We start from the raw sequence: 15,588 nt of genomic DNA on the forward strand, positions 1-15,588 counted from the left end.
TGGTGACCCGTCCGGGAATCGAACCCGGGATACCGCCGTGAAAGGGCGGTGTCTTAACCGCTTGACCAACGGGCCAATAAAAATGGCTCCTCGAGTAGGACTCGAACCTACGACCGATCGGTTAACAGCCGATTGCTCTACCGACTGAGCTATCGAGGAATGTGTATGGAGCGGGAAACGAGATTCGAACTCGCGACCCCCGCCTTGGCAAGGCGGTGCTCTACCGCTGAGCTATTCCCGCAAATGGTGGACGATGACAGGATCGAACTGCCGACATCCTGCTTGTAAGGCAGGCGCTCTCCCAGCTGAGCTAATCGTCCATATGTGGTGACCCGTCCGGGAATCGAACCCGGGATACCGCCGTGAAAGGGCGGTGTCTTAACCGCTTGACCAACGGGCCAGAAATGGTGACTCACCCGCGACTCGAACGCGGGACACCCTGATTAAAAGTCAGGTGCTCTGCCAACTGAGCTAGTGAGTCAAGTGGCTCCTCGAGTAGGACTCGAACCTACGACCGATCGGTTAACAGCCGATTGCTCTACCGACTGAGCTATCGAGGAATGTATGGAGCGGGAAACGAGATTCGAACTCGCGACCCCCGCCTTGGCAAGGCGGTGCTCTACCGCTGAGCTATTCCCGCATACAGAACCGATAATTACTATAACATAATTATCAATCTGTCGTCAAGGATGAATTAAGTCCATCCTGACTGCCATATAATAATATCAATTTACACATATAGTGTCAATGGTTTTTCCGTAAAGTTCCTTGAAAATATAGCATACAAGAACATCTTTTACCCGAGAAAGGGGGATATACAATCCCCCTTTAAAATAGATTATTCTTTATCCTTTTGTCTACCTTTACCAGCCCCATCTTCAGCCACGCTAACTTCCGCTTCGATGAAGGTCTTCATGTCATTTAGCATATGCATGGATGCATCGATTATAGATAGTCCCATAGTTGAACCTAAGGCTTCATCGATTAGCAGATTATAGTGCAAATAAGGCTTTACCCCTAAGAAACGACATTGTTCCTTATGTATAGGTTCATCATGTATAGGCTCATCATAGACAGCTGATGGGAACACATAGTCCTTAACTAGGGGATCAATGGTAACCGCCGCCAAAATAGCTGCACCAGTTACTACATTATCAAAGACTACAGCCATGCGATGGCTAGCAGCCCCCAAGATGAAGGCCGTTAAAAACGCAATATCTAAACCACCTGCTACATGAAGCAAGTTCAATACCGCATCACGGCGCTCGCTTTCACTCAAAGCAGACCAATCATCAACACCGATATTAAATCGATCTACAAAAGAATGAATATGAGCAGCACGTTGCTCTACTGTAGGTCCATATTCATTATGAACGAGAATATCCTCATACGCACAACCTGTGATCGTCGCCGTCGTGACAAGAGAATCTAGAAAGGCCCTCTCCCCTACGTTACCAATCGCCACCACTTGTAATCCATCAGCATGTAATCTATCTGCATAGGTAAAGCCGAGCTCAAGAGCACGCTCTAATTCCTCACGAGAAATAGCAGGTTCTACGCCAAAGAAATGGGATCCTTTTCGAATCACCTGTTGCTCAATATTTGCTAAATCAGAAGTGTCTTGTTCTAGACCTACATTCACCACGTGTACAACAGCATTTAATTTAGCTGCAGCCCCTTGTGTAGCTGTTCTTCCCTCATTAAAGCGTTTTATGGCAGCATAACTTTCACTACCATGTTGATTATTTTGCGGTCCATCTACCAAGTGATCAGCTGCCACAACGAGCACACCTTGACGCAAATGATTCGGTTTAGGGTCTCCTAAAATTCCTGCAAAACGCTCCGCTATAGTTTCTAACGTAGCCAGGCTATAGATAGGCTTTGTCAAATTATCAATACGGAATCGACATATTTCCATTGCTTGTGTATCTAACGGCTCAACTTTGAAAGTTCTCATTTATTACCTCCTGTAATGGCCATATACATATGCACCGCAAGATCTAGCATCCCCATTTGTATGGACCCACCAGAAGCCTCACCTAAACAAAGGCCTAAATCTACATAGGCTTCAAGGCCTAAATTTTCTAAGGAAGATTTGGCCGCTTTTTCAGCAGATAAATGTGAAGCCATCACATAATCCATCGCTTTTGGAGCCAATGTTTTAGCCACCAATGCACAAGCCGATGTATTAAATCCATCGATAATAACTAACCCATGATTTGCTGCAGCGCCTAAGATAACACCCACAATACAAGCAAATTCAAAACCGCCTACAGAAGATAAAATACCAAGAGCATCATCCTTACTAATATCCTTATATTTTTCTAGCACATCATGAACGATCCGCTGTTTTAGTTTGAGTCGTTCATCGGAAATATTCGTTCCTCGTCCCGTCGCCTCTTCCGCTGTAAGTCCTGCAAACTTAGCGGTCATAAGGGCACTAGCTGTCGTATTCGATATGCCCATTTCGCCTACTAAAAATACATTGAAGCCTTCATCAATTTTTTCTTTTACTAGACGAATCCCTGTTTCGATGCCCTCCACGGCTTGTTCGCGCGTCATGGCGGGCTCTTCTACGAAGTTTTTCGTACCCATCCCAAGTTTATGAATACGAAGGCCTGGAACCCAACTCATATCCGCATCAATGCCCATGTCGATAACTTCCATTTGAGCTCCACAGTAATTCGCTAGAGAATTAGCGCCAGCCCCCTTAGGAATCAGGTAATTTTGTGTCATCCCAACGGTCGTTTCTTTTGGATACGCACTGACGCCCATATCAGCTACGCCATGATCTGCAGAAGCAATAATCATACATGGTTTTGGCACGGTTACCTGCTCTTGATTTGTAGCCGCCCCATATTGAGCCACAACATCTACAAGACTACCATATAGTTCCACCGGCGATTCTGCATTCCAACTATTAAATATATATTGTTCAATCTCTAGGCTGCGACCTGTAATAGCGCCACAAGTTTCTTGTAACAAACTCATAAAAGCTCCCTTAACATAATATATTTACATACTCATATCGATATATAGTATACACGATTCTTGATATATGTCATGTTTTTTCAGTTACATTTACTCTCTTATAGGATACAAAACTACGCCATTTTAATTATCCTTGATTTGACCAGTTAAATACGGTAACTTTCCTCGAATCTCGCGACTTCGTTCAAGATAGCTTTCTAATTCTTGTCCTTCGTCATCTTGTGAAAGTATCACTTTAACATGTTCAATTTCTGATTCAATTTGTGTAAGGCCTTCAATAACATTATGACGATTGCCATAGATAATTTCGCGCCACATCGATGGTAATCCACCAGCCACACGTGTACAGTCTCTAAAGCCCCCTGCGGACAATTTCATACGCAATTCGCCCAATTCATCGCCTCCCGAAACTTGTGTTAAAATAGAGGCCAATAAGTGAGGCATATGACTAACCATAGCCAGATATGCATCATGAGCATAAATATCGACAAACTCGATACGAGACCCTAAGGCACGACCCATGTCAGCTAATTCTTGAGCTACTTCTTCACTATATACATCAGATGCCTTATCTTCTAACACGATCCAGCCCATACCTTTGAATAGGTTTTTATGAGATACTTCATACCCACCCTTTTCGGATCCTGCCATAGGATGGACAGATACGAAAACGGTCCCCTTAGGAATCGATTCATAAACGGCTCGTACAAAGTTTTCCTTCGCACTAGATACATCGGTTACGACTTGCCCCGGTCTAAATAGATGAGCCGTTTCAGTAAAAAGCCGTGCGTTTGTATCAGGTGGCAAGGAGAACACAACGATATCTGAGTTCTTAATCAATGGCTCAACTTCAGTCCACGCAGCTTTTACCACACCATCTTGAATGGCCGCATCACAGACCTCTTGACGACGTGCATAGCCTACTACCTCATAATCTGTATATTCCTTTAAGGCCTTTGCCAAGGATCCACCTAATAGGCCTAAGCCAATAATGCCTACTGTCTTACTCATATAAACCTACTTTCAAGTAAAACTAGCAATATCTATTCTCCAATATAATGCTAGTTATATTACATTATTATTTAGCTAATTGTAAATCAAAATTAGGGAGAATGAAATTAAGCTTCGATAAGATGCTTGTTTCTCCATTTACCGCTATACCAACGATATATAAACAATAAACCTCGCAAGATTTCATCAGCGGCCATGGCAATCCATATACCAACAAGGCCCCAACCCCAGTAAATACCAAATAGATACGATAATGGCACGGCGCATAACCACATGCCAAAGATTCCCACTAGCATAGGTGTACGAATATCACCGGCAGCCTGTAAACAACCAACCATAACGATATTTACTGCACGTCCTAACTCAAGAAAGATCTCAACCAGTAATACATTATGTGCTAACTCTAGGATTTCCGGATCCGAAGTAAACACAGAGACAACAAAATCACTAGTCACATAGAAGAATGTAGCAAGACCTACGTTAATAGCAATCGCTAAATACATGGACTTCCATACACGACTAGTAACCTCCTCTTGGCGTTTAGCGCCCATTAGGAAACCTACGATAACTTGTGAAGCATTGGATAGTGCTATGGTGTATACATAACAAAGCATGGCGATAACAGATACATAAACTTTAGTATTAATAACTGCTAAGCCTAAAATATTGACCATTTTCATAATCGTAGTTTGAGATAATTGATAGCTCAATGTTTCTCCACCAGAAGGAACACTGATATGCAATAAAGATTTAACCGTATGCCACGGAAATGGTTTTAAGAATGTAAAGCTCACCTCTAAGGTTAATAATTTCTTAAAAGTATATCCAATAATCACGAGCCCTACCACTTTAGATAGCCATGTTGAAATAGAAACGCCTAATACCCCAAGACTTGGTATTGGACCATGTCCAAAGATTAATACATAGTTTGTTAGAATATGAATGATATTCATCACAAGAGCAATGTACATGGTAACGCGTGTTAATGAGTGACCTCTAAATACGGCTACTAACGCATAATACATCGCTTGTATCGGTAGCCCTGCAGCAACGATAGTAGTATATATCGACGTATCACTCATCGTTTCTGGTGGTATACCTAGCCATGTAAAGATCCATTCATGGCAAGTAATAAAGAATACTGCCGCTATAGATGAAAAGAGAAAATTCATCACTAAGCTGACCGTACATACCTCTGATAGCTTGGACTGGTTTCTCGCTCCTAAATATTGGGCAATCAAAATCGTCGTAGCTGTACTCATGACGATGATGAGCATAATAAAGATATTTAAAATCTGATTGGCATTAGCTACCGCTGCTACCGCTTGAGGCGAGTAGTGACTCATCATCAATTGGTCTATATTACCTACTAGCATCTGTAGGAACACTTCAATAAATATAGGCCAACTCAAAGTCCAGATAGATAGACTAATCCCCTTTTCGTATGCTTTCATAAAAACCTCTGCAATGAATACGATACGATTGCAATGAATATCATACAATGTCCTTATTATATCACGTTATATAACCACATGGGACAAATCGCAGAAAGCAATATACTAAATAGTTTTTCATAAAATAGTACATACAAAAAACGTGCCACCCAAAGGTGACACGTTTCTTTAATCAGCATCCTACCTAATGGGTACGATACTAATATTATTTAAATTGATTGCAAAGACTATCAAATAATGCTTGGTCAGGTTTTACAACATCTTCAGTCAATGGACGAGGATGTGGTCCGCCATTTGCTGCAGCCATTGCTTTTTCAAAGGAAGGTTTAGATGTATTTTGATAGATAAGGCCTGTAACCAAACCATCAGTATCACCCAAAGTTTTAAGCGCTGTTGCACGATCTGTTGGGTCATAACCTTCAGGCAATGCTACTAAATGTTCTTTGAACCAATCATAGCTATTGCGTTTGTTGTATGTAACACATGGGCTAAATACATTGATGAAGGAGAAGCCCTCATGATCCATAGCTTGTTGAATCAAATCAACGAGCTCTTTACGATTCACCATATAGCTTTGCGCTACAAATGTAGCACCTGCTGCAATCGCAGTTTCACAAACGGACAATGGAGACTCAAACGCACCATGAGGAGTTGTTTTTGTAACAAAACCGATGTCAGAACGAGGGGATGCTTGACCTTTAGTCAAACCATATACATGGTTATCCATTACTACGTATGTCATGTTTACATTACGTTTAAAAGCATGAATGGTGTGACCCATACCGATAGCAAAGGCATCACCGTCACCAGAAAATGCAATAACTTCTAGGTCTTGGTTAGCAAGCTTAACGCCTTGCGCATAAGGAAGCGCACGGCCATGAGTTGTATGCGCACCATAAGCGTAAAAATAGCCACCGATACGGCTAGAACAACCGATACCGGAAATTACGGCTAATTTTTCTGGTGGAATATTTTTCGCTACTACAGCGTCAGTAATCGCCGCTTGAACCCCATAATGGCCACAGCCTGGACACCAGTTAGGACGAATATCATTTCTGTAATCTTTAGCTGTTGTCATATTATAGGACCTCCTTAATCGCATTTTTCACATAACTTTTTGTGAATGGATTACCATCGTATTTCAAGCAGCTAGAAATCTTATGTTTCTTATGCATGTTGATTTTAAATAAGTTAGCCAATTGACCAGTTTTATTGTGTTCTACGATAACTACTTTTTTCGCAGCATCAAAGAACGGTTGTAATTGCTTTGCTGGGAATGGTTTAATTAAGCGCAATTGTAAGTGGTTAACTTTAACGCCTTCTTGATCGAATTCAGCAACGGCTTCTTCAATAGCACCACGGCTAGAAGCCATACCTACAACGAGTACATCTGCTTCGTCGTATTTAGCATTATTCAAGAATGGTTCATAGTTATCAGCTACAGTTTCCAATTTGCGGAAACGTTTATCAGTTTGCGCTACGTGCATTGTAGGCGCTTCTGCTGGTTTACCTTCTTCATTATGCTCTAAACCTGTGGAAAGGAATAGACCATTTTTCATGCCTGGAATTGTACGCGGAGAAATGCCATCTTCAGTTAATTCAAAGCGTTTGAAGTAGTTAGGTTGTACCAATTCAGGAAGTTCAGCTTCTTTCATCATTTTACCGCGATTAATAGGTACGCGGTTTAAATCGAAGGAAGGAACGGATTGTTTATTCAAACCTTGTTGTAAGTCAGGCATAAAGATAACTGGACATTGATACATTTCTGCCAAGTTGAAAGCTTTTTGAATTTCATAGAAGCATTCTTCGATAGATGTTGGAGAAATTACGATACCAGAGTAGTCGCCGTGTGCATTGTAGCAAGCCGCATCAATATCGGATTGTTCAACTTTTGTAGCCATACCAGTGGATGGGCCAGAACGTTGAACGTCGATAACAACCATTGGCAATTCAGCCATGGAAGCCATAGACAAGGATTCTGCCATCAAGGAAAGGCCTGGACCAGAAGTACATGTGAAACCACGAACACCTGCGTATACACCACCCATAGCTGTCATACATGCTGCGATTTCGTCTTCTGTTTGAACAACAGTTGAGCCCAACTTATCCATAGTTTTAATCATGTATTCCATAACTTCGGATGCGGGCGTAATAGGATATGATGCCATGAAACGGGAGCCCGCAGCAATAGCACCAAGAGCACATGCTTCGTTACCTAATAAGAACATTTGATCTTTCTTACCAGGCGCTGGCAATGTATCGATCTCAACATCGCCTAACTTTTCCATTACAAGGCTATGACCATCATCGAAAGCAGCCAAGTTTTTATCTATAATCTCTTGGGATTTCTTTGCAAATCTCTCAGTAATAGCATCTTTAAACATCTTAGTATCAAAGCCAAGAAGCGCTACGGACATTCCAAGTGCTACGATATTACGCATCAACAAGGAGCCTTGTTTCATTGCTGTTTCAGAGATAGGCAAAGATAAGCAATTAATCTTTGTACCTTCAAATTTAGAAAAGTCTGGATTAACTTTGCTATCACAGATGATATATCCTCCATCACGTACTTCGGAACCGTGCATATCAACGGTTTCTTGATCAAGGGAAAGCAAGAAGTCTACCCCTTCACCAATGGACATAATTTGTTCCAATGCTACGCGCAATGCGAATGTAGTATGACCACCTTTGATGCGAGATGCAAATAAACGTTGGCTATACAAAGAGTAGCCTTCTTTAGCAAGGATTGTAGCCATAATTTCGCCGCAACTCTCGATACCTTCACCTTGCTGGCCGCCCATTTTCCAGATAAAATCTTTACGTTTTTGCAAGAGATTCACCCTCCTTAGGATAAAAATTACACTGCTGACAAGAGTCTACCTTACTATGTTAATGTTTTATAGTACGAACCTGTCTTATATCGCCATTGTATCATGTATATTTTAGGTTTACAATGTATCATTTCACATAATAATAGGTATAAATTAAGGTATTATAACTAAAAATTATAAGAAAAAAAGGATACTACTTTTGAAGTAGTATCCTTTTAGTATTTATGCTCAACGTTTTATACTTTCACATCAAAAAAGAGTCTATATAAAATTATATAGAATATTTATTCTCGAATCATCTAAAATATTTATTCCGTAATACCTCTTGTTGTCGCTCTTCAGTGAAGAATATTTCTTCTAAACATAAGCCTTGAGCAGGTGCAGTTTTCCCTATAGCACGCCGGTCTTTAGCGGCTAAATATCCTTTAATATCCTCAACCTTGCGACGACCAAGACCTATATCTACAAGTAAGCCTGCAATATTGCGGACCATATGATATAAAAAACCATCACCAATCACAGAAATCGTCACCTGTGAACCTCGGGCCTCAACACGAATTCCCATAATTGTCTTTACAGGATCCGCCGGAGTTGAGTTGGTTCCCTTTAGGGTTGTAAAGTCATGAGTACCTACTAGTTCATTACCTGCAGCCTGCATACGAGCAATATTTAAGGGCTTTTTCACATGCCAATGATATCGCTGCGTCAAAGGATCTGCAATGAGCTGATTATGAATCGTATATACATACTCTTTACCGTATATATTCCATCGTGGCTTCCAATCTAGCGGAATTTCTACCGCTTCTAGAACGACTATATCCTTAGGAATATGAGCTATCATGGCGCGAGGAATATTTTCTACTGGTATAGTCCCCGACGTTTGAAATGTACAAACTTGAAATTTAGCATGCACCCCTGCATCCGTACGAGAGGCACCATAAATTTGAATGGGTTCATTACAAATACGTGATAAACCATATTCCAAACACCCTTGTACCGTTAACCCCTTATCATTAGGTTGCTTTTGATAACCGGCTAAATCTGTACCATCATAAGCCACTATGATCCGTATATTTCTCATAGGCCAAGCCACCATAATGCAATGAGTATAATTGTAATCAAAACAACAGCACCAACGCCGATATAATCGACATAGGTAACTTGTAATTCTTTCATACGTGTACGATTGACGCCACCTCTATAGCAACGCGCCTCCATAGCGATAGCTAATTCGTCGGCCCGTCGAAATGCACTAATAAATAATGGCACTAAAAGTGGCACCATGTTTTTTGCGCGTTGAATGATAGACCCTGTCACAAAGTCTGCCCCACGAGCAGATTGTGCTTTCATAATACGATCCGTCTCGTCCAATAAGGTAGGAATGAAACGCAGCGCAATAGTCATCATCATAGCGAGCTCATGAGCAGGAACACCTATGCGACGGAACGGATTGAGCAAGTGCTCGATGCCATCAGTTAAGCGAATTGGTGATGTAGTATAGGTCAACAAAGAGGAGAACAAGATTAAGAAAATTAAGCGTGCCGCCATTTGAAGGCCCATTGCCACGCCATGGTCGGTAATATTGATAATCCCCCATTGAAAAATTGGATTGCCTGGTGTCGTAAAAATATGAATCCCCATAGTAAATACGATGATAATCCAAAGCGGTTTAATAGCAGACCACATCAGACGTAACGGCAAACGTGATAACAACATTGCAAAGATAGTGAACCCACCTACAACGCCATATGCCAATGGAGAATTCGCCAAGAATATGGCTACAACGAATATGGTAGTAGCAATAATCTTTGCGCGTGGATCCATGCGATGCAAGAAAGAGTTTCCTGGGAAGTATTGACCAATAGTAATATTATTTAACATGGTTACCTCCTTCGAGAATTGCTTGTACCGCATCATCTACAGATAGTACACGATTAGACACATCAAGACCTTGTTCGCGCAAATATTCCATGGTAACAGACACTGGCGGTACATCTACACCGACGGCCTGTAATTCATCACGATGATTATTAAAGATGTCCATCGGTTCACCATCGAGAACGATACGCCCTTTATCGAGTACTACAAGACGAGAAGCCATGCGAGAAATATCTTCCATATTGTGAGATACAAGAATTACAGTGATTCCCTTTTCTTTATGAAGTCGAATGATTTCTTCAAAGATTTCTTCCCGTCCAAATGGATCAAGACCAGCAGATGGTTCATCGAGCACGAGAAAATCTGGATCCATAGCCACTACGCCAGCAATAGCCACGCGGCGCATTTGACCGCCAGATAAATGGAAGGGAGAACGTTCTGCATATGTGTCATAATCGAGCCCTACGAACTTCATCGCATCTCGCACACGCTCGTCTACGTCATCAGCACTAAGCCCTAAATTTTTAGGACCAAAGGCGATATCTTGAGCGATGGTTTCTTCAAACAATTGATGCTCTGGATACTGGAATACCATCCCCACCTTATGACGCATTTTTTTAGCTTCCTCTGTGGAGGCGCTAATATCTACACCATTGACAGTAACTGTACCAGTTGTAGGATGTAATAGCCCATTTAGATGTTGTACAAAGGTGGATTTACCGGAACCAGTATGACCGATAACACCTAGAAACTCCCCATTTTCAATGGTAAGTGATACACCACGAAGCGCAGTCTTTTCAAAAGGGGTACCCATGCCGTAGGTATATGTAATATTATCTAACACAATCGCCATTAATGGGTTCCCTCCCCTCTTGGAGCATCTGTTGAGTGTATAGCGGATAATTGTTTACCTAACTTTGAGCCTTTAAGGCCCTTTGCTAACTCTTCATTATTAATGATACTCTTACCCACTTCATAACCTTTAGCATTCAATTTGAAAGCAATCTCAGAGGCTACCGGTACATCGAGGCCCAGACCTTTTAAGGTATCTACATGGCTAAAAATTTCACGAGGCGTACCATCATGTAATTTCACACCATTTTTCATAACCACAACGCGGTCTGCCGTAACAGCTTCCTCCATGAAGTGCGTAATATATACAATCGTAATGCCCTCTTCCTTATTGAGTTTGTGAACCGTTTCAAGCACTTCGCGGCGACCTTTTGGATCGAGCATCGCTGTTGGCTCATCAAGAACGATGCAATCAGGCTTCATCGCTAATACACCTGCGATAGCAATACGTTGTTTTTGTCCGCCCGATAATAAATGGGGACCATGTTCTCTATATTCAGTCATATTAACAGCGGCTAACGCTGCATCGACACGTTGTCTAATTTCTGCACTAGGAATACCTAAGTTTTCTGGACCAAAGGCAACGTCCTCCTCTACAACGGCCGCTACGATTTGGTTATCAGGATTTTGGAATACCATTCCTACATGTTGGCGAATATTCCAAATATGCGCTTCATCCCGCGTATCAAAGCCACATACATTGATATGACCTTCACTAGGTTGTAATAACACATTAAAATGCTTGGCAAGCGTACTTTTACCACTGCCATTAGTGCCAATGATACAAACAAATTCACCACGCTTAATGGATAGATTCACATCATCCAAGGCACGTACATCATTGCCGTTTTCATCAGTATAAATATGACTCATATGATTGACCTCAATCATAATGTCTTGTTCATTCATGGATAACCTCATATCTTTCTAGTCAATTTCGTTTCTATGAAAGTAGAACCATTTGCATCATCTATCATACTCATGTTGTGCATAATCCCCATATTTCAATTTATCCTATTTAATAGAACTTGAATTTAATAATGTCTTAGATATTATGCAAAAGGTTGACAATACATATTCATCCTTTACGATAACTGCTAACATATTACGATATTATACTAGTCGATTGTACCATAAAATTGACAATAAAAAAACGGTGCTGCAACATAAGTTACAACACCGTATGAGTTTGATTAAACTAACTCGATAATAGCCAAAGGTGCAGCGTCACCTTTGCGAAGACCAGTTTTGATTACACGAGTGTAACCACCTTGACGGTCTGCATATTTTGGAGCAATTGTATCAAACAATTTTTTTACTACACTTTCATCCATGAGGTATGCAAGAACTTGGCGACGTGCATGAAGATCACCACGTTTAGCCAAAGTTACCATTTGATCAGCTAAAGAACGAAGTTCTTTCGCTTTAGCTTCAGTCGTTTCAATACGCTCATATTGGAAGAAAGATGTTAACATGCTACGGAACAACGCTTTACGAGCGGAGCTGTCGCGGCCTAATTTTCTGTACATTCGTCTTCCTCCTTATTCGCCTTTTTGTTTAAGTTGAAAACCACCTGGATGATTATTGAGTTTTTCCTCAATTTCATCGATAGATTTTTTACCTAAGTTGCGAACTTTTCCTAAGTCATCAATGGTTTTGTCTAGCAAGTCTGCAATTGTATTAATGCCAGCACGTTTCAAGCAGTTATACGCACGAACAGAGAGTTCCAACTCATCGATGGAAATCTTTGCTGGGCCGTCATCTACAGCTGGTTCTTCATTATCGGAACCTACTGGATCTATAACGATACCGCCTTCACCAGTGTTTACATCTACAACATCTGCAGAATGCGCTAATTTAGTGAAGTTCCCTAAATAACCAATCATAATGGCAGCAGATTTTGCCACTGCATCAGCAGCAGTAATGGAGCCATCAGTCCAAACTTCTAATGTAAGTTTGTCGAAGTCCATTTCATTGCCTACACGAACATCACTCACTTCGTATTTAGCACGAAGAATTGGAGAGAAGATGGAATCGATTGGAATACAACCAATAACATCAGTATCTTTTTTATTCTTCGTTGAAGGAACATAGCCTTTACCTCGTTCGATTACTACGTCCATTACGAGATGAGCTGTCTCATCCATTGTCGCAATCACGAGTTCAGGATTCAATACTTCTACCTCTGGTGGGAATTGTTCAGCCAAATCAGCAGCTGTCAATATTCCATCCTTTTGGAAGTCAAAATGAACTTCCAAAGGTAATTGTGCTTCTTCTTCAACTTTGATGCACAATTGCTTTAAGTTAAGGATGATATCCGTAACGTCTTCGCGAATACCAGGAATAGTAGAGAATTCATGAAGAACTCCATCAATTTTGATAGAGGTGATAGCTGCCCCATCCAAGGATGAAAGCAAAATTCTGCGTAAGCTATTACCGAGAGTGATACCATAACCACGATCTAATGGTTCACATACGAACTTACCATAACGACCGCCATCGGCGATGTCCACTTTCTCGATTTTAAGTTTCTTTTCTTCGCTCATCAGGAACATCCTCCTATATAACACACGTTCATAGTTAATTATAGCACCGTATCATATCGGTCGCTATAAATTATACACGACGGCGTTTTGGAGGGCGACAACCATTGTGAGGAATTGGAGTTACGTCTTTAATGGAAGTAACTTCAAGACCTGCAGCTTGTAAAGCACGGATTGCAGCTTCACGGCCGGATCCAGGACCTTTTACGAATACTTCAACAGTGCGAAGGCCATGTTCCATTGCAGCTTTAGCAGCTTGTTCAGCAGCCATTTGAGCAGCAAATGGAGTGGATTTACGAGAACCACGGAAGCCCAAGCCACCAGCGGAAGCCCAAGACAACGCATTACCGTTTGTATCTGTCAAAGTTACGATAGTGTTATTGAATGTAGAACGAATATGAGCCGCACCGGATTCAATATGTTTCTTTTCTTTTCTTTTAGTTCTAACAACTTTTTTAGCCACGCTTTATCCCTCCTTTATCTTATTTCTTTTTACCAGCAATTGCTTTTCTAGGACCTTTGCGAGTACGTGCATTCGTTTTAGTACGTTGACCACGAAGTGGTAAACCCATACGATGACGTTTGCCTCGATAGGAGTTGATTTCAATTAAGCGTTTAATGTTAAGAGCTTCTTCACGACGAAGGTCACCTTCTACTTTGTAATCAGCATCTAACACTTCACGGATTTTCGCTACTTCATCTTCAGAAAGATCGCGAACGCGTGTGTCAGGATTGATGCCAGTTTTAGCAATAATTTCAGATGCTAAAGTTGGACCAATACCATAAATATAAGTTAAACCAATTTCCACTCGTTTATCACGAGGTAAATCTACACCGGCGATACGTGCCATCTAATCATCCACCTCCTATCAGATTATCCTTGTTTTTGTTTATGTTTTGGATTTTCGCAAATAACCATTACACGGCCTTTGCGTTTAATGATTTTACATTTTTCGCATATCTTTTTAACTGATGGTTGAACCTTCATTAGTACCTCCTTTGTGGACCCTATGCTTATTTAAAGCGATAGGTGATGCGACCACGATTTAAGTCATACGGTGTCAGTTCCATAGTAACTTTATCACCAGGAAGAATACGGATAAAATTCATACGCATTTTACCTGACACATGAGCCAATACGATATGACCATTTTCCAATTCAACTTGGAACATGGCATTCGGTAATGCCTCAACGACCGTACCTTCCACCTCAATAACGTCTTCTTTTGACATATCTTTTCCTCCGGTTACCTGTTTATTTAATTAACCGCGGTTCTTCCCGCATAGTTAATATTTCAGGGCCGTTTTCTGTAACAACCACTGTATGTTCGAAATGAGCAGCAGGTTTACCATCTACTGTAACTGCTGTCCAGTCATCCCCTAATACACGAACACGGTGAGTACCTAATGTAATCATCGGTTCAATACACAATACCATACCTGGTTTCATAAGAGGTCCTTGATCAGGACTACCATAGTTTGGTATTTGCGGATCTTCATGCATTTCGCGGCCTAAACCATGACCTACGAAGTCGCGTACGACACCGTAACCATGTTTCTCACAATACGTTTGAACAGCGTGACCGATAGCACCAATACGGTTACCGACTTTCACTTGTTCAATTCCCTTGAACAGACTTTCCTCTGTAACTTTTAACAATTTCATCACATCGGGTTTGACGTGACCGATAGGAATCGTCACAGCCGAATCGCCGTGATATCCATCAATAGATGATACGAGATCAATACTGAGGACATCGCCGTTTTTAAGCTTACGTTTAGCGCTCGGAATACCATGAACGACTTCTTCGTTAATAGAAGCACAGATTGTAGCGGGGAATCCATAGTACCCTTTACAACTTGGTATACCACCGTGGCTGCGAATATATTCTTCGGCAATTGTATCTAACTCAAGCGTCGTGATGCCAGGTTTAGCCTTTTCTACTAACAAGGACAACGTGTCTGCTGTAAGCTTACTTGCCTTGCGGATACATTCAATCTCATGGGGCGATTTCAAAATAATCATAG

At 41.3% G+C, this 15,588-nt stretch carries 17 protein-coding genes and 8 tRNA genes; all 25 read right to left on the bottom strand.

From position 1 onward, the window contains the following. The 25 genes from VPHSUH08_RS05825 to map all read right to left on the bottom strand — a co-directional run bounded on the left by VPHSUH08_RS05825 (position 1) and on the right by map (position 15,586). Positions 1 to 75 (bottom strand) — tRNA-Glu (locus tag VPHSUH08_RS05825). A gap of 8 nt (positions 76 to 83) precedes the next feature. Next, positions 84 to 159, bottom strand: a tRNA-Asn gene (locus VPHSUH08_RS05830). A gap of 7 nt (positions 160 to 166) precedes the next feature. Further along, positions 167 to 241, bottom strand: a tRNA-Gly gene (locus tag VPHSUH08_RS05835). Positions 242 to 244: 3 nt separating this feature from the next. Next, positions 245 to 320, bottom strand: a tRNA-Val gene (locus VPHSUH08_RS05840). A gap of 5 nt (positions 321 to 325) precedes the next feature. After that, positions 326 to 400: transfer RNA gene (locus VPHSUH08_RS05845), tRNA-Glu, on the bottom strand. A gap of 5 nt (positions 401 to 405) precedes the next feature. Continuing rightward, positions 406 to 481, bottom strand: a tRNA-Lys gene (locus tag VPHSUH08_RS05850). Between the two features lie 3 nt (positions 482 to 484). Then, a tRNA-Asn gene (locus VPHSUH08_RS05855) sits at positions 485 to 560 on the bottom strand. 5 nt (positions 561 to 565) lie between these two features. Next, a tRNA-Gly gene (locus VPHSUH08_RS05860) sits at positions 566 to 640 on the bottom strand. Between the two features lie 198 nt (positions 641 to 838). Next, on the bottom strand, positions 839 to 1,957 hold the full coding sequence (locus VPHSUH08_RS05865; protein WP_008602537.1) for a nicotinate-nucleotide--dimethylbenzimidazole phosphoribosyltransferase: 1,119 nt from the start codon (positions 1,955 to 1,957) through the stop codon (positions 839 to 841). Then, positions 1,954 to 2,991, bottom strand: a complete 1,038-nt coding sequence (locus VPHSUH08_RS05870) for a nicotinate-nucleotide--dimethylbenzimidazole phosphoribosyltransferase (protein ID WP_008602535.1) — start codon at positions 2,989 to 2,991, stop codon at positions 1,954 to 1,956. Before VPHSUH08_RS05870 ends, VPHSUH08_RS05865 begins: the two co-directional genes overlap by 4 nt. Positions 2,992 to 3,114: 123 nt before the next feature. After that, a complete protein-coding gene (locus VPHSUH08_RS05875) occupies positions 3,115 to 4,002 on the bottom strand; it encodes a prephenate dehydrogenase/arogenate dehydrogenase family protein (RefSeq protein ID WP_008602533.1) in 888 nt (295 codons plus the stop codon). A 107-nt stretch (positions 4,003 to 4,109) separates the two neighbouring features. Beyond that, positions 4,110 to 5,456 (bottom strand): MATE family efflux transporter, encoded by a 1,347-nt coding sequence (locus VPHSUH08_RS05880; protein ID WP_008602531.1) that lies wholly within the window; start codon positions 5,454 to 5,456, stop codon positions 4,110 to 4,112. A 205-nt stretch (positions 5,457 to 5,661) separates the two neighbouring features. Beyond that, the gene (locus VPHSUH08_RS05885; protein ID WP_008602530.1) at positions 5,662 to 6,534 is read right to left on the bottom strand and encodes a 2-oxoacid:ferredoxin oxidoreductase subunit beta; all 873 of its coding nucleotides are present in this window, start codon (positions 6,532 to 6,534) and stop codon (positions 5,662 to 5,664) included. Between the two features lies 1 nt (position 6,535). After that, entirely contained in the window at positions 6,536 to 8,287 is a 1,752-nt protein-coding gene (locus VPHSUH08_RS05890; protein ID WP_105087009.1) for a 2-oxoacid:acceptor oxidoreductase subunit alpha, read from the bottom strand. 295 nt (positions 8,288 to 8,582) lie between these two features. Beyond that, positions 8,583 to 9,368 carry a tRNA pseudouridine(38-40) synthase TruA gene (gene truA / locus VPHSUH08_RS05895; RefSeq protein WP_021148510.1) on the bottom strand — a complete coding sequence of 262 codons (786 nt, stop codon included), beginning with the start codon at positions 9,366 to 9,368 and terminating at the stop codon, positions 8,583 to 8,585. Next, positions 9,365 to 10,168 (bottom strand): energy-coupling factor transporter transmembrane protein EcfT, encoded by an 804-nt coding sequence (locus tag VPHSUH08_RS05900; RefSeq protein WP_021148511.1) that lies wholly within the window; start codon positions 10,166 to 10,168, stop codon positions 9,365 to 9,367. The genes truA and VPHSUH08_RS05900 overlap by 4 nt, the downstream gene beginning before the upstream one ends. After that, entirely contained in the window at positions 10,158 to 11,018 is an 861-nt protein-coding gene (locus VPHSUH08_RS05905) for an energy-coupling factor transporter ATPase (RefSeq protein ID WP_004695160.1), read from the bottom strand. The genes VPHSUH08_RS05900 and VPHSUH08_RS05905 overlap by 11 nt, the downstream gene beginning before the upstream one ends. Continuing rightward, positions 11,018 to 11,926 (bottom strand): energy-coupling factor transporter ATPase, encoded by a 909-nt coding sequence (locus tag VPHSUH08_RS05910; RefSeq protein ID WP_004695158.1) that lies wholly within the window; start codon positions 11,924 to 11,926, stop codon positions 11,018 to 11,020. Before VPHSUH08_RS05910 ends, VPHSUH08_RS05905 begins: the two co-directional genes overlap by 1 nt. A 284-nt stretch (positions 11,927 to 12,210) precedes the next feature. Then, positions 12,211 to 12,546: a 50S ribosomal protein L17 gene (gene rplQ / locus VPHSUH08_RS05915; protein ID WP_004695155.1), complete on the bottom strand. Its 336-nt coding sequence runs from the start codon at positions 12,544 to 12,546 to the stop codon at positions 12,211 to 12,213. A gap of 12 nt (positions 12,547 to 12,558) precedes the next feature. After that, positions 12,559 to 13,563 carry a DNA-directed RNA polymerase subunit alpha gene (locus VPHSUH08_RS05920; RefSeq protein WP_004695153.1) on the bottom strand — a complete coding sequence of 335 codons (1,005 nt, stop codon included), beginning with the start codon at positions 13,561 to 13,563 and terminating at the stop codon, positions 12,559 to 12,561. 70 nt (positions 13,564 to 13,633) lie between these two features. Next, positions 13,634 to 14,023 carry a 30S ribosomal protein S11 gene (gene rpsK / locus VPHSUH08_RS05925; RefSeq protein ID WP_004695151.1) on the bottom strand — a complete coding sequence of 130 codons (390 nt, stop codon included), beginning with the start codon at positions 14,021 to 14,023 and terminating at the stop codon, positions 13,634 to 13,636. A 19-nt stretch (positions 14,024 to 14,042) separates the two neighbouring features. Then, positions 14,043 to 14,411 carry a 30S ribosomal protein S13 gene (gene rpsM / locus VPHSUH08_RS05930; protein WP_105087010.1) on the bottom strand — a complete coding sequence of 123 codons (369 nt, stop codon included), beginning with the start codon at positions 14,409 to 14,411 and terminating at the stop codon, positions 14,043 to 14,045. 23 nt (positions 14,412 to 14,434) lie between these two features. Beyond that, entirely contained in the window at positions 14,435 to 14,548 is a 114-nt protein-coding gene (gene rpmJ, locus VPHSUH08_RS05935; RefSeq protein WP_004695148.1) for a 50S ribosomal protein L36, read from the bottom strand. A 26-nt stretch (positions 14,549 to 14,574) separates the two neighbouring features. Next, positions 14,575 to 14,793 carry a translation initiation factor IF-1 gene (gene infA, locus VPHSUH08_RS05940; RefSeq protein ID WP_004695147.1) on the bottom strand — a complete coding sequence of 73 codons (219 nt, stop codon included), beginning with the start codon at positions 14,791 to 14,793 and terminating at the stop codon, positions 14,575 to 14,577. Positions 14,794 to 14,815: 22 nt separating this feature from the next. Next, positions 14,816 to 15,586 carry a type I methionyl aminopeptidase gene (gene map / locus VPHSUH08_RS05945; RefSeq protein WP_008602519.1) on the bottom strand — a complete coding sequence of 257 codons (771 nt, stop codon included), beginning with the start codon at positions 15,584 to 15,586 and terminating at the stop codon, positions 14,816 to 14,818. Between the last annotated feature and the right edge of the window lie 2 nt (positions 15,587 to 15,588).

Source organism: Veillonella sp. S13054-11, from assembly GCF_002959795.1.
In the GTDB taxonomy this organism is placed as follows: domain Bacteria; phylum Bacillota; class Negativicutes; order Veillonellales; family Veillonellaceae; genus Veillonella; species Veillonella parvula_E.